The following is a 19,084-nucleotide window of genomic DNA, read 5'->3' as shown; positions in this document are numbered from 1 at the left end:
TTTTCCTGTCTTTTTTGGCTCATTCAAGAGGCTTGAGATCACATGCTAGTTATGCGTGGAGCACCAGCTCTATCTGCCTTCCGTCACGATAAATTATTGTCTGCGCTTCAGTCGGCCGTTCCTACGGTTTCTGGAGTGTACGCTGAGTTTTATCATTTCGCAGACGTTTCATCACCCCTGACCGAAGAGGAGCAGACGGTTCTCACCCGCATCCTTAAATATGGGCCTAAGTCTGAGGTTCAGGACGCCAACGGTCCGTTGTTCCTTGTTGTACCTCGACCTGGCACCATCTCTCCGTGGTCCAGTAAGGCCACTGATATTGCCAGAAATTGCGGTCTGAACAAAATTAATCGTTTGGAACGCGGTATTGCGTATTTTGTAACAGCGAGCCAGCCCCTCACCGATGCTGAAAACGCCTTGGTGATTGCCCAGCTTCACGACCGCATGGTCGAAGCGGTCATGACCGATTACGAACAAGCACAAACCTTGTTTGCGCACACTGAGCCTAAGCCTCTGGGTTCTGTGGATATCTTAGGCGGCGGACGTGCTGCGTTAGAAACCGCTAACCAAACGTTAGGTCTGGCGCTGGCCGAAGATGAGATCGACTATCTGGTTACGGCGTTTAAAGACTTGGGCCGTAATCCAACCGACGTTGAGCTGATGATGTTTGCGCAGGCAAACTCTGAGCACTGCCGTCACAAAATTTTCAACGCGTCTTGGGATATCGACGGTGAAGCACAGGACAAATCCCTGTTCGCGATGATCCGTAACACCAACGAAGTTGGCGGTGAAAACGTGCTGTCTGCGTATAAAGATAACGCAGCGGTAATTGCCGGCTCTACTGCAGGTCGTTTCTTCCCAGCACCGGATTCAGCTGAATACGGTTACTCTCAAGAGCCGATCCACATTCTGTGTAAAGTCGAAACACACAACCACCCAACCGCCATTGCACCGCATCCTGGTGCGGCAACAGGTTCAGGTGGAGAGATTCGTGACGAAGGCGCGACGGGTCGTGGCGGTAAGCCTAAAGCGGGTCTAAGTGGCTTTACGGTTTCGGATCTGAACATTCCTGGTTTCGAACAACCGTGGGAATCCAAATACGGTAAGCCCGATCGCATTGTAACGCCTTTGGATATCATGATCGAAGGCCCTATCGGTGGCGCGGCCTTTAACAACGAATTTGGTCGTCCTAACCTTACGGGTTACTTCCGTACGTTTGAGCAGAAAGTCAACGGCGCGGCCGGTGAAGAGGTTCGTGGTTACCACAAGCCGATCATGATCGCTGGCGGTATGGGTAACATCCGTGAAGATCACGTTGAAAAAGGCGAGATCACCGTAGGTGCAAAACTGATCTGCTTAGGCGGCCCTGCGATGTTGATCGGTTTGGGCGGCGGTGCGGCATCGTCGATGGCGTCCGGTAGCTCTTCCGAGAATTTGGATTTTGCATCGGTGCAGCGTGATAACCCAGAGCTTGAGCGTCGTTGCCAAGAAGTGATCGACCGCTGCTGGCAGATGGGCGATCACAACCCGATCGCCTTTATTCACGATGTGGGCGCGGGTGGTTTATCCAACGCCTTCCCGGAGCTTGTTAAAGATGGCGGCCGTGGCGGTAACTTCGGTCTGCGAAACGTTAACAATGATGAGCCGGGCATGTCCCCGCTGGAAATCTGGTGTAACGAAGCGCAAGAGCGTTACGTGTTGGCGGTTAAGCCAGAAGATATGGCGCGTTTCGAGCAGCTGTGTCAGCGTGAGCGTTGCCCATACGCAGTGGTGGGTGAGGCAACCGAAGAGCATCACTTAACACTGGGTGATACGCACTTCGACAATAAGCCGGTTGATCTGCCAATGAGTGTGCTGTTTGGGAAGCCACCAAAAATGCACCGCTCGATCGAGCGCATCGCGTATGACGTTAAAGCTTTCTCAACCGATGGCATCGAGTTAACGGATGCGGTTGAGCGTGTTCTTAAATTGCCAGCCGTGGCGTCTAAATCCTTCTTAATCACCATCGGTGACCGTTCGATCACAGGCCAGGTATCGCGTGATCAAATGGTTGGCCCTTGGCAGGTACCGGTGGCTGACTGCGCGGTCACTACCGCGGCTTACGATACGTACGCAGGTGAAGCGATGGCGATGGGTGAGCGTACACCGCTTGCTTTGGTCGACAGCCCAGCATCTGGTCGTATGGCGATTGGTGAAGTGCTGACCAACATGGCTTCTGCACCGATTGCGGACATTAAGGACATTAAACTCTCGGCAAACTGGATGTGTGCAGCAGGCCACCCAGGTGAAGATGAGAAACTCTACGACACCGTAAAAGCGGTGGGTATGGAGTTGTGTCCAGAGCTTGGCATTACCATCCCTGTGGGTAAAGACTCTATGTCGATGCGCACCGTATGGGACGACAACGGCGAACAAAAATCGGTGACAGCACCGATGTCCTTGATCATTTCCGGCTTCTCGCCGGTGACGGATGTGCGTAAATCGTTAACGCCTCAGTTACGTACCGATCAAGGCGAAACAGACCTGATCTTGATTGATCTGGGTAATGGTCAAAACCGTTTAGGTTTGTCTGCGTTGGCACAAGTGTACAACGAAGTGGGCCAAAGCGTGCCGGATGTCGATGATGCAGGCCAATTGGCTGCTTTCTTTGCGGCCATCCAAGAGCTGAACAACCAGGGTATGATTCTCTCTTACCACGACCGCTCTGATGGTGGCTTGTTCACCACCTTGGCTGAGATGGCGTTTGCAGGTCACACGGGTATTGACGTTAAGTTGGACATGCTGGCGGCGGATGCGTCTGAATTCATGGCGGCTCTGTTCAACGAAGAGTTGGGTGCTGTGATTCAAGTGAAGCGTGATCAAACCGAAGAGATTCTAACCGAGCTAAATGCAGCGGGCTTAGGTGAATGCTCGATGGTGATTGGCTCGCTGAACCCAGATGATGAGATTCGTCTGCACTTTGACGAAGAAGAGATCTACAGCGCTACGCGTGTTGAATTACAGCGCTGGTGGGCTGAGACCTCTTACCGCATCCAAGCGATGCGTGATAACTCTGAATGCGCAGCACAAGAGTTTGATCGTTTGCTCGACAAAGCAGACCCAGGTGTCAGCCCAGTTGTACCGTTTGACTTAAATGAAGATGTGGCGGCCGACCTGATTGCTGCTGGTAATCGACCTAAGGTTGCGATTCTTCGCGAGCAGGGTGTTAACGGTCAGATCGAGATGGCTGCTGCGTTTGATCGCGCGGGCTTTAACGCCATCGATGTTCACATGAGTGATGTGTTAGAAGGCCGTGTTTCACTGGCTGACTTCCGAGGATTGGTCGCCTGTGGTGGCTTCTCATACGGTGACGTATTGGGTGCTGGTGAAGGTTGGGCGAAGTCGATCCTCTTTAACGAGCGTGCACGCAACGAATTTGAAACCTTCTTCCATCGTGAAGATACCTTCGCCTTGGGTGTGTGTAACGGTTGTCAAATGCTGTCCAACTTGCACGAGTTGATCCCAGGTGCAGAGCAGTGGCCGCACTTTGTTCGTAACCAATCCGAGCAGTTTGAAGCGCGTGTTGCTACGGTTGAAGTGCAGTCATCACCGTCTATTTTCTTTAAGGGAATGGAAGGGGCGCGTTTACCAATCGCTATTGCACACGGTGAAGGTCGCGCGGAGTTTGAATCTCAAGAGCACTTTACCCAAGTCAACAGCTCGGATTCGGTGGCACTGCGTTATGTGGATAACTACGGTCAAGTAACCGAAGAATACCCACTGAACCCGAACGGTTCGCCAATGGGTGTAACCGGTTTAACGACACCAAGTGGTCGCGTAACCATCATGATGCCTCATCCAGAGCGTGTATTCCGTACGGTACAGAACTCGTGGGCACCGGATGAGTGGGCTGAAGATGGCGCTTGGATGCGTATGTTCCGTAACGCTCGAGTATGGGTTGGCTAGTTAGCTGCAACCTAAGCTTAATAACAAAAGCCCGCATTGCGGGCTTTTTTGTGTCTGAATGCTTTAGCTTATAAGCCTTGCTGAAAAGCGGGCACAAAAAAACCGGCCTAAGCCGGTTTTTTTTAGCAGCGATAATCAGTGATTATTGCTTGCCAGAGATTTGAACGTCTACACGACGGTCAGCACGCAGACATGCGATCAGTGCAGCACCACGGCCTGAACACTGAGCAACTGGAGCTGTTTCACCTAGGTGGTCAACAGTCATTACGCTACCGTCAACGCCTTGTGCACGCAGTGCAGCAGCAACGTTTTCAGCACGACGCTTAGACAGTGCATCGTTGTAAGCAGAAGAACCGATAGGGTCAGCGTTACCAACCATGCGGATAGAGCTTACAGAAGACAGACCTTTAACGTAAGTTGCGATGTCAGAAACGCTATCTACAACTGCGCTGTCGAAGTCGAAGAATACAGCAAATTTCTTATCTACAGCAGCCATTGGCTGAGTAGGAGTCGCTACAGGCTCTTGTTTAACCGGAGCGTCAGCAGAAGCAACATAGCCGTCGCAACCTTCTACAGTTGCATCAGCTTCAGTGAAGAAGCCTGTGTGCCAGCATTCGCCGAAGCTGTTGCGCCATACAGTATCTTCAGAATCAGTAACATAGCCGCTGTTAGTTGGGTGGGCCATAGCGGTAGCTGACATGCCCATCGCCAGAGCAAGACCTGCGGTCATAGCGAGCTTTTTCATATCAAATATCCTTGTGAATTGTGGGTTGTTGCATTCTTAATTTTTATGAATCCTGACGGTTAGTTTCCAAAAGACGACAAGAGTTCATTAACTTTAAGTAACTATCATTTTACTTGCACTGTCGCAAGTTTGGAACCTTAGATATTTAAAAATTGTGATGTAAAACAGCGTTTAAGGCAAAACTTTTTTGTACGGTTTTACAATTACTGATTTGTAAACCCCTGCAGCGACGTATGGATCCTCATCGGCCCACTTTTTTGCGCTTTCTAGGGTGTCAAATTCAGCTACGACTAAGCTTCCTGTGAAACCAGCTTCACCTGGATCTTCACTGTCGATCGCCGGGTGAGGGCCTGCGATCAATAAGCGACCTTCCTCTTTTAATTGAGCCAGACGTGCTAAATGATCAGGGCGCACGCTCGTACGGTTCGATAAGCTGTTTGGATGATCTTCCGAGATGATCGCATAAAACATCTTAGGATTCCTTATCGTCAGGTTTTATGTGCTTACTTAAATAAACGCCTTGGGCAATAATAAACACTAAGGTTAATCCAAGCATGCCAAAGAGTTTAAAATCGACCCAGATATCTTCCGAGAATTGGTAAGCGACAAACAGGTTGAGCGCCCCCGCAAAAAAGAAGAACAGAGACCAAGCCATGTTAAGGCGGGTCCAAATGACACTGGGTAAGTCAACATTAGCGCCCATGATGCGCTCTATAATGGTGCGCTTTCCAATGAATTGGCTACCCAAGAAGACGGCACCAAAGAGCCAATTAACGACCGTTGGCTTCCATTGGATAAATGTTTTGTCTTGAAGAAGCACCGTCAAGCCGCCGAAAATAACCACCAGCACTAAGGTGACCAGCTGCATTTTTTCGATGCGCTTCTCACGATAGTAGGTATACGCCATCTGCAAACAGGTAGCTGGGATCAAAATGGCCGTTGCCAAAATGATGTCATCCGTTTGTTTATAGACCGCGAAAAAAATGATGATCGGAAGAAAGTCGAGAAGTAATTTCATAAGCGTATAATCAGTGTATGGAGACGCCAGTATATCGGTGCAGCTCCGACATAAAAAGCCTAGGACACAATAGATGTTGCACAGTCTCGATTTTCACTCCCATTCAACTGCATCAGATGGTGATTTATCGCCGATGGATCTGGTTCAGCGAGCGTATGATGCTGGGGTACGATTTTTTGCTTTGACCGATCACGATACGGTCGAGGGATGTCACGTGCTGGAAAAGCAAACGTTGCCCGCTGATCTTACCTTTATTAATGGTGCTGAGTTTACCTGTGTTTTTGGCAAGCAGGTTTTGCACATTGTGGGGTTGAATCTAAATATCCACAACACAGCTTTGTCGAAACACCTTGAGCGCATGACGAACCTTCGTGAAGAGCGCGCGCTCAAAATTGATGAGCGTCTTCAAAAGATGCAGCTGCCTTCATTAATAGACGCCGCAAGAGCGCAGGCAGGTGAAGCGCAGTTAGGTCGTCCGCATTTTGCGAAAGCGTTAATCGAGGCCGGTGTGGTTGATAGCGAGGCGAAGGCGTTTAAAAAGTACTTAGGCGCCGGCAAGCCAGGCGATGTCAAAGTGGCCTGGCCAACCCTTGAAGAGGTGATCAGCATTATAAAAGACGCGGGTGGCGTAAGCGTATTGGCGCATCCTACGAAATACAATCTAACCTTAAATAAGATTCGAGGCGTTGTATCTGAGTTTGCATCGCTTGGTGGGCAAGCCATTGAGGTTGGGTATCCTGGCGTTACGCAAGATCAACAAGCGTCTTTAATGATGTTGGCGCGAAAGTTTGAGTTGGCGTTGTCGGGCGGCAGTGATTTTCATTCCCCAGAGCAACTTTGGACATCGATTGGTTGTTATCCCGATTTTGCGCACAGTGGGAATCACATTAGCGATCTGATAGGGATTGATTATCAATCCGGGAGGTCAGCATGAGTCAGTTTTTTCAAATTCATCCAGAAAATCCGCAAAAGCGTTTGATCAATCAAGCGGTCGATATCATAAATGCTGGTGGTTTAATCGTTTACCCAACCGATTGCGGTTACGCGTTTGGTTGTAAAATAGGTGAGAAGAACCCATTAGAGAAAATGAAACGGGTTCGCCAACTCGATGATAAACATAACTTTACGCTGGTCTGTGCGGATTTAAGCACCATTGGTACCTACGCTAAAGTGGATAACACGGTGTATCGTTTACTGAAGGCTCATACGCCAGGGCCTTACACCTTTATATTGAATGCCACGACAGAAGTGCCTCGGCGCTTGCTGCACCCAAAGCGCAGAACCATCGGGATACGTGTGCCGGATAATAACATCACCGCTGATTTGTTAACGGTATTGGGGGAACCCATTATCAGTTCGTCGGTCATTATGCCTGGGGATGAGCAACCGTTAACGGACCCATACGAGATGCGCGATATTTTGCAAAACCAAGTCGATTTAATCATTGATGGTGGTTTTTGTGGAATGGAAGCCACCTCGGTTATTAGTTTGGTCAACGGTGAGCCAGAAATTATTCGCGAAGGCGCAGGTGATTTAGCCTTTTTTAATTAAATGATCATCTTGAAATTAATTAAAAAACGATCATAATTACCACAGTTAACACACAATACATCGGGTTTGATAAATGTCTGACATTCTAAAAGTTTTAACGCGTAAAAACTCTTTGCGTAAGCAGTGCCAAGAATTAGGCGTAGCTGACATCGAAAAATTGATCTCTGACCTGAACGACATTCTGGAAGAGAAGCAAGCCGAAGAAGCTGCAAAAGCAGAAGAGCTGGCAGCACGTGAAGAGAAAATCGCTCTGATTCGTCAAACAATGCAGGATGCAGGTCTGGACATGGACGACCTGCAGTCTGTTATCGGTGCGGCTCCTAAAAAGAAAGTAGAAGCTAAATACCGAATTACTGACGATGAAGGCACTGTACACGAATGGTCTGGCCGTGGTCGTACACCACTGGCGTTCCAGGCTTACTTCGACAAGCACGGTGTTGATAAAGAAGCGGTTGCCATCAAGTAATCGATTTATCACATCAAAAAAACCCCTCGGTCCGGTAGGATCGGGGGGTTTTGTTTTTTATACTAAGCTTACGTTTAATAAACCACAGGATGCGTCAAAATGGCTGATGAAAAGTTACAGAAAGTTTTGGCGCGGTCGGGATTTGGCTCACGTCGTGAGATGGAGCGCTGGATTGATGAAGGGCGTGTCTCTATCAACGGTGCTCAGGCTAAATTGGGTGACCGCGTAACTTCATCGGATGAAGTAAAAGTCGATGGTCGGACGGTGGCGTTAATTTCCGAAGCGGAATCGCCACGTCGCGTATTAATTTACAATAAACCTTTAGGTGAGGTTTCAACCCGTCACGACCCCGAAGGTCGTCCAACGGTATTTGATCACCTACCGCCTCTTAAAAACGGGCGTTGGATTGCGATCGGTCGATTGGATATTAACACCACCGGCTTATTGGTATTTACAACCGATGGTGAGCTGGCCAATGCGTTAATGCACCCATCGGCGAACATCGACCGTGAATACGCTGTGCGTATTTTGGGTGAGGTGACCGAACAGCACATGGAGCAATTAAAAGAGGGTGTATTACTGGAAGATGGCATGGCCAAGTTCAGTGATGTGCAATACTTTGATGGCGAAGGTGCAAATAAATGGTATCACTGTGTGGTGATGGAAGGGCGTAATCGCGAAGTTCGCCGCCTGTGGGAGTCGCAAGGTTTCCAGGTTAGCCGTCTTAAGCGAGTGCGTTACGGCTCTATCTTTTTACCAAGCGATGTTAAAGCCGGTACGTGGAAAGAGTTAACCCCAAAAGAGATCAAACAGTTAGCCAACCAACTAAGCTTGGCTCAAAAAAGCCCTGTGCGAATGAAGCCAGCTGAGCGCGATAAATATAAGCGTCGCTTTAAGCGTCAACAAGTACGCCATGCCGTAGGGCCAAAACACGCCAAATAAACCGTGTGTTAAAAAAGAAAAGCAGCCTTGAGTGGCTGCTTTTTCGTATCTGGCAAGCGTTAATAAATTCGCTTATTGCGCGTCCAATGACTTGCCGTTGATGCCGTGGCTGTCCTTACCCATCAAATAAAGATAAACCGGTAAGATCTCTTCAGGTGTGGGTAGGGTATTTGGGTCTTCGGCAGGGTAGGCGTAAGCACGCATCGAGGTACGGGTCGCACCCGGGTTAATGCAGTTAACGCGCATATTCCCAGAGTTTGATACTTCGTCGGCTAAAACCTGCATCATGCCTTCGGTGGCAAACTTAGATACGCTGTAGGCCCCCCAATAAGCGCGACCAGTACGCCCAACCCCAGAGGATGTAAAGATGACTGAGGCATCTTCCGAGCGCTGTAATAAAGGCATCAGGTTTTGCGTCAGCAAGAATGGGGCGTGCACATTCACTTTCATCACTTGCTCCCATGTGACTGGGTCGTAGGACTCAAGCGGGGTGCGAAGGCCAAGTAGGCCTGCATTATGCAAAAGGCCGTCTACGCGACCAAACTCCTGATCAATGATGTTGGTCAGCTCGATGTAATCGTGCTCTGTCGCGGTTTCTAGGTTGATTGGCACAATTGCAGGTTGCGGCCAGCCTTTGGATTCGATGGTGTCGTAAACCGCTTCCAGTTTTTCTTGTGTGCGTCCCATCAGTACGACCGTTGCGCCGCAGGAGGCGTAAGCGATGGCGGCGGCTTTACCAATACCATCGCCGGCACCGGTCACCACAATGATGCGATCTTTCAGAAGCTGTTCTGGGGCTTGATATTCAAACATAGCCACTCCTTTTCTTGGCTGATCTGAGTACCGCCTTACGTGAGGAGTTGACCTTCAATGATGGGCCAGAGTGCCTCAACGCGGTGAACGTTCTGATCAGCTTGCCATGAATTCGTATCCTCGTCAGCTTTAATATAGCCATAGAGCGCAGCAATGCTAAACATATTGGCGGCTTTGGCGGACTGGATATCTCTTAGGTGATCACCAACATAGACCGTATTCTGGATCGGAATGTTCAACTGCTGGCACGCCGATAATAAGGGTTCTGGCGAGGGTTTGGTCTCTTTTACATCCTCTGGGCAGATCAAAATAGCACAACGTTGATCCAGCTCTAGGGTTCGTAAAATCTGTTCTGAAAAGCGACGAGGCTTATTGGTGACGACGCCCCAGCAAAGGTTGTTTTGTTCTAAGCGTGGCAGTAGCTCATCAAAACCTGTAAACAGTACGCTTTCTACGCAGGGGGCTTGGTAGTACCGCTCCAGCATGCTTGTTAGCAACCGATCCAGCAGTGGGTGTTCTTTCCCAAAGCCTGCGCTCAGCATGGCGCGAGCCCCTTCCGAGACTTGCTCGCGCAGTTTTTCAGGGGCGACGCTTGGTAAGCCCTGCTCGTTTAATAACGCATTAATAATAGCGATAAAGTCGGGAGCTGAGTCGAGCAGCGTACCGTCCAGATCAAACAGTACGCAGCCTTTTTTGTGTGTGCTCACGTTACGAGAGCGCAGGCTTAGAGGTGGCGATCATGTAATTCACATCCACATCGCTGTCGCTGAGTTTGTAATGCTTAGTGATGGGGTTGTAGGTCATGCCGCTGATATCTTCGGTCTTTAACTGGCTTTGACGAATCCAGTTGGCCAACTCCGATGGACGGATAAACTTTTTATGATCGTGTGTGCCTGGCGGCACCAATTTTAAGATGCGCTCTGCGCCTAAAATCGCAAATAGGTAGCTTTTCGGGTTGCGGTTCAAGGTCGAGAAAAACACATAGCCGCCCGGTTTTACCATGGCAGCACAGGCCTCTACGATAGAAGATGGGTCCGGTACGTGCTCGAGCATCTCCATGCAGGTTACGACATCGAACGCTTCTGGGTGAGCCGCGGCCATCTCTTCGGCGGTGATCTGTTGGTACTGGACCGACACGCCGCTTTCTAAGCCATGCAGTTTCGCCACCTTAAGTGGGGCGGCGCCCATATCGATCCCGGTCACCTCGGCACCGCGGCGCGCCATGGATTCGGATAAGATACCGCCGCCACAGCCGACATCCAGTACCTTTTTGCCAGCCAGTGAGGCGATTTGATCAATGTAGCTGACCCGCAGTGGGTTAATGTCGTGCAGAGGTTTGAATTCGCTGTCACGATCCCACCAGCGGCTGGCCAACTCTTCAAATTTGGCAATCTCGGCTGGGTCAATGTTTTGAGTTTGCTGGGTATCTGTCATCGTGCGAGTCCTTAATTCTGCGATGAGCGTATTCTATCACCCTTGGCCTTTCTCACAACAACGCCCAACGTATTCATTTTTAGGGAATCTTTAAGAAAACTTTGGTATACTCGCTCGGTTATAGAGCGGGCTCATTCATCCGATCAAACGATAAGAAAATCTGTCGTCTGCGTCTCTCTTACGGATGAAGCTGGTGAGCCACGAGCAGACCGAATCAAGGAAAGCTGAAACCCATGGGTGATTTAGCCAAAGAAGTACTACCCGTCAATATTGAAGACGAAATGCGTCAGTCCTATTTGGACTACGCGATGAGTGTTATCGTCGGGCGTGCATTGCCTGACGTGCGCGATGGTCTTAAACCGGTTCACCGTCGCGTCTTGTTCGCGATGAACGAGCTGGGCAATGACTGGAACAAGCCTTATAAAAAATCGGCCCGTGTGGTCGGTGACGTAATCGGTAAATATCACCCCCACGGTGACAGTGCGGTATACGACACCATCGTCCGTATGGCGCAAGACTTCTCGATGCGTTATACGCTGGTCGATGGTCAGGGTAACTTCGGTTCGGTCGATGGCGACTCCGCTGCGGCGATGCGTTATACCGAAATTCGTATGGACAAGATCTCCCACGAGCTCTTGGCTGACCTCGACAAAGAAACCGTCGACTACGTGCCGAACTACGACGGCACCGAACAGATCCCAGACGTACTGCCAACCCGTGTCCCTAACCTATTGGTGAACGGCTCTTCTGGTATTGCAGTAGGTATGGCGACGAACATTCCGCCACACAACCTGACCGAAGTGATCAACGGCTGTTTGGCGATGATCGAAAACCCAGAGATCGATGTCGATGGCTTGATGGAATACATCCCAGGCCCAGACTTCCCAACGGGTGCCATCATCAATGGTCGTGCGGGGATTCTTCAGGCGTACCGTACCGGTCGTGGTCGAATCTACATTCGCTCTAAATACCACGTTGAAGAGGACCAAAAAGGTCGCTCATCCATCGTGGTTACCGAAATTCCTTACCAGCTCAACAAAGCGCGTCTGATCGAAAAGATCGCTGAGCTGGTAAAAGAGAAAAAACTCGAAGGCATCTCAGAGCTGCGCGATGAGTCCGATAAAGACGGTATGCGTATCGTCATCGAACTGCGCCGTGGCGAAGTGCCGGATGTGATCGCCAACAACCTGTTTGCGCAAACGCAAATGGAAGGCGTATTCGGCATCAACATCGTTGCCTTGGTGGACGGTCAGCCAAAACTGCTGAACCTTCAGGAGTTGATCGAAAACTTCATTCGTCACCGTCGCGAAGTAGTCACCCGTCGTACCGTATACGAGCTGCGTAAAGCACGTGAACGCGGTCATGTGTTGGAAGGCTTGGCCATCGCGCTGGCAAATATCGACCCTGTAATCGAGTTGATCCGCCGCTCGCCGACCCCTTCTGATGCGAAAGAAGCACTGATCTCAACCCCTTGGGAGTTGGGCTCCGTTGCCAGCATGCTGGAGCGTGCCGGTGATGATGCGTGTCGTCCGGAAGATCTTGAGCCGCAATTTGGTATGCGCGATGGTAAGTACTACCTATCGCCTGTTCAGGCACAAGCGATCTTGGATCTGCGTTTACACCGCTTGACCGGTCTTGAGCACGAAAAACTGATCAAAGAGTACCAAGAGCTGCTGGTTAAAATTGCCGAGCTTCTGGAAATCTTAGGTTCTTACACGCGCTTGATGGAAGTGATCCGTGAAGAGCTTGAAGCAGTGCGTGCTGAATACGGTGACGAGCGCCGCACCGAGATCATCGCTTCGCGTCAAGATTTGACCGTTGCGGATCTGATCACCGAAGAAGACATGGTGGTGACCATCTCTCACGGTGGTTATGCGAAAACTCAGCCGCTGACCGATTACCAATCGCAGCGTCGTGGCGGTAAAGGCAAATCGGTGACGGCGGTTAAAGATGAAGACTTTGTCGAGCATCTGTTAATCGCCAGCACGCACGACACCATTTTGTGCTTTACCAATCTTGGTAAAGTGTACTGGCTAAAAGTCTACGAGATTCCACAAGCCAGCCGCGCAGCGCGCGGTCGTCCAATTGTGAACATTCTTCCACTGGATGAAGGCGAGCGTATCTCGACCATCTTGCCGGTTAACGAATACAGCGAAGACCGTTACGTCTTTATGGCGACGGCCAGCGGTATTGTTAAGAAAACGTCTTTGCAGAACTTCTCGCGTCCTCGCTCATCCGGTTTGATTGCGGTTGATCTGTTGGATGACGATGCTTTGATTGGTGCCGCCATCACCGAAGGTCAGGATGACATCATTCTGGTAACCAGTGTCGGTAAAGTAGCGCGTTTTGATGAAGGCGATGTGCGTGCCATGGGCCGTACCGCTCGTGGTGTAAAAGGCATCACATTAAAAGACGATGCGAAAGTGATCTCGTTGATCATCCCGAAAGAGGGCGGCCATGTACTGACGGCATCGATTCGTGGTTACGGTAAACAAACACCGGTTGAAGAGTTCCCGACCAAAGGTCGTGGTAGCCAGGGTGTGATCGGCATGCAATGCACCGATCGTAACGGCAGCCTAGCCGGCGCGGTGCAAGTCTTTGAAGGCGATGACGTGATGCTGATCAGTGATCAGGGCACCATGGTTCGTACCCGCACCTCAGAGATTTCTGTATTGGGGCGAAACACGCAAGGTGTGACCTTGATCAAGGTGGTCGAGGATGAAAACCTCGTTAGCCTTGCGCGCATCGAGGAGCCCGATGAAGAGGAGCTTGAAGCGCTGGACGCGGAAGGCGAAAACGTCGACGGCGAAGACGCTCAGACTGAGAGCAACCAAGCCGACGCAGCGGAGCCTGAACAAGGCGGCGAAGCGCCTGACGAGGCTTAAAACTGAACCAAAAAGTGCGGCCTAAGCCGCACTTTCTTTTAGAACATGCCCAAGTGTGGGTAACACCTAGTTAAGTGAGATGAGAGATGAGCCGTAAATACAATTTCAGTGCAGGTCCTGCGGCATTACCGGATGCGGTACTCGCGCGTGCGCAATCCGAATTGATGGATTGGCATGGCAAGGGGCTTTCCATTATGGAAATGAGCCACCGAAGCCCAGAGTTTGTTTCGGTTGCAGAAAAAGCCGAGCAAGATCTGCGCGATTTGATGGGCATTCCCGATCAGTACAAAGTGCTGTTCTTGCAAGGCGGTGCGTCATCTCAATTTGCTATGGTGCCGATGAACATGCTGCGCGGTAAGCCAAGCGCGGATTACATCAACACGGGTATCTGGTCGAAAAAAGCCATTGCTGAAGCTAAGCGCTATTGCGATGTGGCCATCGCGGCGACAACCGAAGGTAATAGCTTTACCTCGGCGCCCAGTCAGGCTGAGCTGTCCCTAAACCCAGATGCCGCTTACGTGCACTACACCACCAATGAAACCATCGGTGGTGTGCAGTTTGACTACATTCCAGAGACCGGTGATGTGCCACTGATTGCCGATATGTCATCAGACATTTTATCGCGTCACGTGGATGTTAGCCGTTACGGTTTGATCTACGCAGGTGCTCAGAAGAACATTGGCCCTGCAGGCTTAACCGTTGTCATCGCCCGTGACGATCTGCTGGGTACAACGCTGACCGGCACGCCAACCATGTACGATTACAAAGTGCATGCCGATGCGGACTCCATGAACAACACGCCACCGACGCTGGCGTGGTATCTGTGTGGTTTGGTGTTTGAGTGGTTAAAAGAGCAGGGCGGGGTAGATGCCATCGCTGCCATTAACCAACGTAAAGCACAAAAACTGTATTCAGCCATTGATGCCAGTGCGTTTTATGCCAACCCAGTTGCGCTTGCGAACCGCTCCGAAATGAACGTGCCGTTTACCTTGGCCGACAGTGCTTTGGATTCGGCTTTCCTAGCTGCCGCAGAAGAGAACGGCCTACTGAACCTGAAAGGTCACCGTTCGGTGGGTGGTATGCGTGCCAGCATCTACAACGCGATCAGCGAAGAAGCGGTTGATGCACTGATCCAATTTATGGCTGAGTTTGAACGAACGCACGGCTAAGCAATACTGAGTGATAGGAAACATCTCGTTACGGGTTGAGTTATGACAGAACAAGAGAAGGCACTGCGTGTACTGCGCGATCAGATCGATTCCATCGATCAACAAATTCAAACACTGCTGAATCAGCGGGCCGAATGCGCGCAAAAGGTCGCCGAAGTAAAAGAGTCTTACGAAGGCAAGCAAGATGCTGTGTTCTATCGACCCGAACGAGAAGCGCAAGTCCTTCGTCGTGTGATGGATCGAAACCCAGGCCCGCTGCCCGCAAAAGAGGTAGCGTGGCTATTCCGCGAGATCATGTCGATCTGCTTATCACTCGAAAAACCGATGCGTGTCGCGTTTTTAGGCCCAGAAGGCACCTTCACTCAACAAGCGGCGGTTAAGCACTTTGGTCACTCGGTGCATCAAGCGCCGATGGCCTCGTTGGATCAAGTCTTCCGTGAGGTTGAATCCGGTCAAGCGGCTTACGGTATTGTGCCGATTGAAAACTCAACCGAGGGGATGGCGACCCATACGTTGGATCTGTTCCGTCGTTACTCGCTGCGTATCTGCGGCGAATTAGAGCTACCCATTCATCACCACCTGATGATGAAACGCTCCGACTCGGAGCGTGCGCCCGTTGATTTGGCCAGCATTCAAACCGTTTACGCACATCGCGAATCATTGGCGCAGTGCCGTCAATGGTTAGCCGAAAACTGCATCAACGCTACATGTGTCGAAGTCAGCTCCAACGCAGAAGGCGCACAACGCGCGGCCAGTGAGGTGAACAGTGCAGCCCTTGCGGCCGAGTCGGCTGAAGAGCTGTACGACTTGAGCATTGTCCAACGTAATGTGGAAGACCTACACGATAACACCACGCGTTTCTTGGTGATCGGTCAGCAAATTGTTGGGCCAAGCGGGCAGGATAAAACCTCGGTTCTTTTGGCGGCCCCGAACGAGCCAGGCGCACTTTATAAGCTCCTCGAGCCTTTCCATTCCAAAGGTATTAGCTTAACGCGTATCGAAACCCGACCATCGGGCCAAGGGGCGTGGAGCTACCTCTTTTACATCGATTTTGAAGGGCACGAATCTGACCCTGCGGTTGTGGATGTGATCAAGCAGTTAGAGTTGATCTCGACCGAGTTAAAAGTGTTGGGCTCCTACCCAAAAGCGGTGATCTAATGGCGTTCCCATCGAATCCGGATGCGCCTGTCGTATCGCCCTTTCGAGTAGAACATGTCTTGATCATTGGTTTAGGCCTGATCGGTGGATCATTAGCCAAGTCACTTCGGGAAAAGCGCTTTGCCAAAGTGGTAAGTGGGTTTGATCTTAACCCAGACGAGATCCGTCAAGGCTTGGATTTAGGCGTCATCGACCAAGGTTTTGATGATCTTCGTGATGCTGTCCCGAAAGCCGATTTGGTGGTGCTGGCCGTACCGGTAAAAGCGACACAGTCCGTATTAAGCCAGATCGAACCGCTTCTTAAAGTCGATGCACTCATCACTGATGTGGGCAGCACCAAAAAGAACGTGATTGCCGCAGCCGAAGCCGTCTTTGGGGATATTCCACCTGGCTTTGTACCGGGTCACCCAATCGCCGGTTCCGAAAAAAGCGGAGTCGCAGCAGCAGACTCGGCCTTGTTTGATAAGCACAAAGTCATTGTTACTCCGTTGCCTAGCTCGTCTGATTATGCGGTAAAAACCGTAGCGCGTATGTGGCAAGCGACAGGCGCGGAAGTCCTCCAGATGGTTGTCGACCGTCACGACGAAGTACTCGCTGCCACCAGTCATCTGCCGCACATTTTGGCGTTTTCGCTGGTGGATACTCTCGCGCGTGAGCAAGACAGTACCGAAATCTTCCGTTATGCCGCCGGCGGTTTTCGCGACTTTACGCGCATCGCTGCCTCCGACCCAACCATGTGGCATGACATCTGTATCGCCAATAAAGAGCAGCTGTTGAGTCAGATCGATAACTTTACTCAAGGGTTGGCAAACCTTCGTACAGCGATAGAAGACAGCGATACCCAATCCATGTTGGGCGTTTTCACGCGGGCTAAATCGGCACGCGAGCATTTCAACAAGATGATCAGCCGTACTGCCTATTCACTGAACCGTCACAGCGCACCTATATCCTTTAAAGTGCGTCGTTCTGCCGCCGTGACGGGGCGTATTCGTGTTCCGGGGGATAAGTCGATCTCGCATCGGGCGATTATGCTTGGCGCGATTGCTGATGGCATCACCCGAATCAAAGGCTTTCTTGAAAGCGAAGACAGTTTGGCAACGCTTCAAGCGTTTCGCGATATGGGGGTTGTTATTGAAGGCCCGCACCAAGGCGAAGTCAAAATTTACGGTGCCGGTTTGTACGGTTTATGTCCGCCGCCTGGACCTTTGTACTTAGGTAATTCGGGCACCAGTATGCGCTTATTAAGTGGTTTATTGGCCGCTCAGTCTTTTGATACGGAGCTACTGGGGGATGCATCCTTAAGTAAGCGTCCGATGGCGCGTATTGCAGATCCGCTGAATCAGATGGGTGCGAACATCCAAACGGGTGTGGACGGTTTACCGCCTGTGCGAATTCACGCAGTGGAATCCCTACACGGGATGAGTTACACCATGCCGGTGGCCAGTGCTCAAGTGAAGTCCGGTGTCTTGCTGGCGGGTTTATACGCCAACGGTTTTACCAAAGTGACTGAGCCTGCGCTCACGCGGGATCATACCGAGCGCATGCTATCGCAGTTTGGTGTAACCGTTCATCGTGATGGCAATACCGTGACCATCGAGCCTGCAACGGCTTTGAAAGCAACCGATATCGAAATACCGGGGGATTTTTCATCCGCGGCTTTCTTTATTGTAGCGGCAGCCGTGTCACCAGGCTCTGATTTAACGATCGAGCAAGTGGGTATCAACCCAGGTCGTGCTGGTCTTTTGAACCTGCTTGAACGAATGGGAGCCAATATTGAGTTATCCGAGCAAACCCTGTTGTGTGGTGAGCCGGTGGCGAATATTCGGGTTCAGCATCGCCCGCTTCACAGTATCCGTGTGAGCGAGCAAGAGGTCGCCGCAGCCATTGATGAGTTTCCGGCACTGTTTGTTGCGGCCGCTAATGCCGAAGGTGTCACGCTGATCAAGGGCCTAGCGGAGCTTCGCTTTAAAGAGAGTGACCGGATAGAGTCGATGGCGAAAGGCCTTCGCTCGCTGGGTATTCAAGTGGATGTTGATGGGGATCAAGTATCCATCACCGGTGGCTTATTAAACGATGCCACCGTGAACAGTTTTGACGATCATCGTGTTGCCATGGCATTGGCGATCGCGGGGTCACGCGCCAAGGACGAAGTTATCATTACCGGGTGCGATTCAGTGGCGACTTCCTTCCCTGAATTTACGGAAGTGGCCCAAAAAATAGGTTTACGAATGCATAAGGAGGAGACGCATGTCTCAACATAAATCGGTTCCGGTCATCACGGTCGATGGGCCAAGCGGTTCAGGCAAAGGAACGATTTGTCAGCTACTGGCCGAACAGCTGGGTTGGAGCTTACTCGACAGTGGCGCTTTATACCGTTTAACCGCATTGGCGGCGTCACACCACGGTGTCGGTTTAGGTGACGAAGATGCGCTGGTGGTTTTAGCGGCACATTTGGATGTTCAATTTGTTAGCCGCGATGGCGAGGTGCAGATCATCCTTGAAGGCGAGGAAGTGACCAAAGCGATCCGCGCCGAGAGTGTGGGTAACGATGCGTCCGTTGTGGCGGCGATTGGCGCGGTACGCCAAGCATTATTGGAGCGTCAGCGCGCCTTTGCAGAAGGCACGGGCCTGATTGCCGATGGTCGTGATATGGGGACGGTTGTGTTCCCAGAAGCGCCTTTAAAAATCTATCTGGATGCCTCTGTAGAAGAGCGTGCAGAGCGCCGATATAAGCAGTTGATTAATAAGGGGCTCAGTGCTAGTGTTGAAACTATATTGGCAGACTTGCAAGCCCGAGACGCGCGTGATATGAACAGAGAAGTGGCGCCTCTCAAGCCTGCGGCGGACGCCATTGTATTGGACTCAACAAGAATGACCATAGACGAAGTGTTGACGGCGGTGCTCGAAGAAGCACGTCATCGAGGGCTGCGTTAACGGGTTGACACCAGCACTGGTTGC

Annotated in this window: 16 protein-coding genes; 10 read left to right on the top strand and 6 right to left on the bottom strand. The window is 51.0% G+C overall.

Annotation, left to right across the window (positions count from 1 at the left end; genetic code table 11):
- Window positions 1–42: 42 nt before the first annotated feature.
- Window positions 43–3,945 (top strand): phosphoribosylformylglycinamidine synthase, encoded by a 3,903-nt coding sequence (purL, locus tag ACXAF9_RS00980; protein ID WP_475069362.1) that lies wholly within the window; start codon window positions 43–45, stop codon window positions 3,943–3,945.
- 142 nt (window positions 3,946–4,087) lie between these two features.
- Here purL and ACXAF9_RS00975 read toward each other — a convergent pair whose 3' ends face one another.
- The 3 genes from ACXAF9_RS00975 to ACXAF9_RS00965 all read right to left on the bottom strand — a co-directional run bounded on the left by ACXAF9_RS00975 (window position 4,088) and on the right by ACXAF9_RS00965 (window position 5,708).
- The gene (locus ACXAF9_RS00975) at window positions 4,088–4,690 is read right to left on the bottom strand and encodes an OmpA family protein (RefSeq protein ID WP_475069361.1); all 603 of its coding nucleotides are present in this window, start codon (window positions 4,688–4,690) and stop codon (window positions 4,088–4,090) included.
- A 171-nt stretch (window positions 4,691–4,861) separates the two neighbouring features.
- Window positions 4,862–5,161 (bottom strand): YciI family protein, encoded by a 300-nt coding sequence (locus ACXAF9_RS00970; RefSeq protein ID WP_475069360.1) that lies wholly within the window; start codon window positions 5,159–5,161, stop codon window positions 4,862–4,864.
- 1 nt (window position 5,162) lies between these two features.
- Window positions 5,163–5,708 (bottom strand): septation protein A, encoded by a 546-nt coding sequence (locus ACXAF9_RS00965; RefSeq protein ID WP_475069359.1) that lies wholly within the window; start codon window positions 5,706–5,708, stop codon window positions 5,163–5,165.
- 73 nt (window positions 5,709–5,781) lie between these two features.
- On the opposite strand from ACXAF9_RS00965, the gene ACXAF9_RS00960 reads away from it, so the two are divergent.
- From ACXAF9_RS00960 to rluB, 4 genes are all read left to right on the top strand, one after another.
- Window positions 5,782–6,642, top strand: a complete 861-nt coding sequence (locus ACXAF9_RS00960; protein WP_475069358.1) for a PHP domain-containing protein — start codon at window positions 5,782–5,784, stop codon at window positions 6,640–6,642.
- A complete protein-coding gene (locus tag ACXAF9_RS00955; RefSeq protein WP_475069357.1) occupies window positions 6,639–7,259 on the top strand; it encodes an L-threonylcarbamoyladenylate synthase in 621 nt (206 codons plus the stop codon). Before ACXAF9_RS00960 ends, ACXAF9_RS00955 begins: the two co-directional genes overlap by 4 nt.
- A gap of 73 nt (window positions 7,260–7,332) precedes the next feature.
- On the top strand, window positions 7,333–7,725 hold the full coding sequence (locus tag ACXAF9_RS00950; RefSeq protein WP_475069356.1) for an H-NS family histone-like protein: 393 nt from the start codon (window positions 7,333–7,335) through the stop codon (window positions 7,723–7,725).
- A gap of 99 nt (window positions 7,726–7,824) precedes the next feature.
- Window positions 7,825–8,667, top strand: a complete 843-nt coding sequence (gene rluB, locus ACXAF9_RS00945; protein ID WP_475069355.1) for a 23S rRNA pseudouridine(2605) synthase RluB — start codon at window positions 7,825–7,827, stop codon at window positions 8,665–8,667.
- A 72-nt stretch (window positions 8,668–8,739) separates the two neighbouring features.
- Here rluB and ACXAF9_RS00940 read toward each other — a convergent pair whose 3' ends face one another.
- Genes ACXAF9_RS00940 through ubiG form a run of 3 tightly spaced genes read right to left on the bottom strand, consistent with a single transcriptional unit; the run spans window position 8,740 to window position 10,914 of the window.
- Window positions 8,740–9,480 (bottom strand): YciK family oxidoreductase, encoded by a 741-nt coding sequence (locus tag ACXAF9_RS00940; protein WP_475069354.1) that lies wholly within the window; start codon window positions 9,478–9,480, stop codon window positions 8,740–8,742.
- A 35-nt stretch (window positions 9,481–9,515) separates the two neighbouring features.
- Window positions 9,516–10,187: an HAD family hydrolase gene (locus ACXAF9_RS00935; protein WP_475069353.1), complete on the bottom strand. Its 672-nt coding sequence runs from the start codon at window positions 10,185–10,187 to the stop codon at window positions 9,516–9,518.
- Between the two features lies 1 nt (window position 10,188).
- Complete coding sequence (gene ubiG / locus ACXAF9_RS00930) at window positions 10,189–10,914, bottom strand: bifunctional 2-polyprenyl-6-hydroxyphenol methylase/3-demethylubiquinol 3-O-methyltransferase UbiG (RefSeq protein WP_475069352.1); 726 nt, start codon at window positions 10,912–10,914, stop codon at window positions 10,189–10,191.
- A 233-nt stretch (window positions 10,915–11,147) separates the two neighbouring features.
- Here ubiG and gyrA point away from each other — a divergent pair, with 233 nt between their 5' ends.
- The 5 genes from gyrA to cmk all read left to right on the top strand — a co-directional run bounded on the left by gyrA (window position 11,148) and on the right by cmk (window position 19,060).
- The gene (gene gyrA / locus ACXAF9_RS00925) at window positions 11,148–13,799 is read left to right on the top strand and encodes a DNA gyrase subunit A (RefSeq protein ID WP_475069351.1); all 2,652 of its coding nucleotides are present in this window, start codon (window positions 11,148–11,150) and stop codon (window positions 13,797–13,799) included.
- A gap of 86 nt (window positions 13,800–13,885) precedes the next feature.
- Window positions 13,886–14,968 carry a 3-phosphoserine/phosphohydroxythreonine transaminase gene (gene serC, locus ACXAF9_RS00920; RefSeq protein WP_475069350.1) on the top strand — a complete coding sequence of 361 codons (1,083 nt, stop codon included), beginning with the start codon at window positions 13,886–13,888 and terminating at the stop codon, window positions 14,966–14,968.
- A gap of 42 nt (window positions 14,969–15,010) precedes the next feature.
- A complete protein-coding gene (pheA, locus tag ACXAF9_RS00915; protein ID WP_475069349.1) occupies window positions 15,011–16,126 on the top strand; it encodes a prephenate dehydratase in 1,116 nt (371 codons plus the stop codon).
- The gene (locus tag ACXAF9_RS00910; protein WP_475069348.1) at window positions 16,126–18,387 is read left to right on the top strand and encodes a bifunctional prephenate dehydrogenase/3-phosphoshikimate 1-carboxyvinyltransferase; all 2,262 of its coding nucleotides are present in this window, start codon (window positions 16,126–16,128) and stop codon (window positions 18,385–18,387) included. Before pheA ends, ACXAF9_RS00910 begins: the two co-directional genes overlap by 1 nt.
- Window positions 18,374–19,060 (top strand): (d)CMP kinase, encoded by a 687-nt coding sequence (gene cmk, locus ACXAF9_RS00905; protein WP_475069347.1) that lies wholly within the window; start codon window positions 18,374–18,376, stop codon window positions 19,058–19,060. The genes ACXAF9_RS00910 and cmk overlap by 14 nt, the downstream gene beginning before the upstream one ends.
- Window positions 19,061–19,084 lie beyond the last annotated feature (24 nt).

It is taken from the genome of Neptunomonas sp. ABH4_499 (genome assembly GCF_056160565.1).
This window is presented reverse-complemented; position numbering and strand designations above follow the sequence as displayed.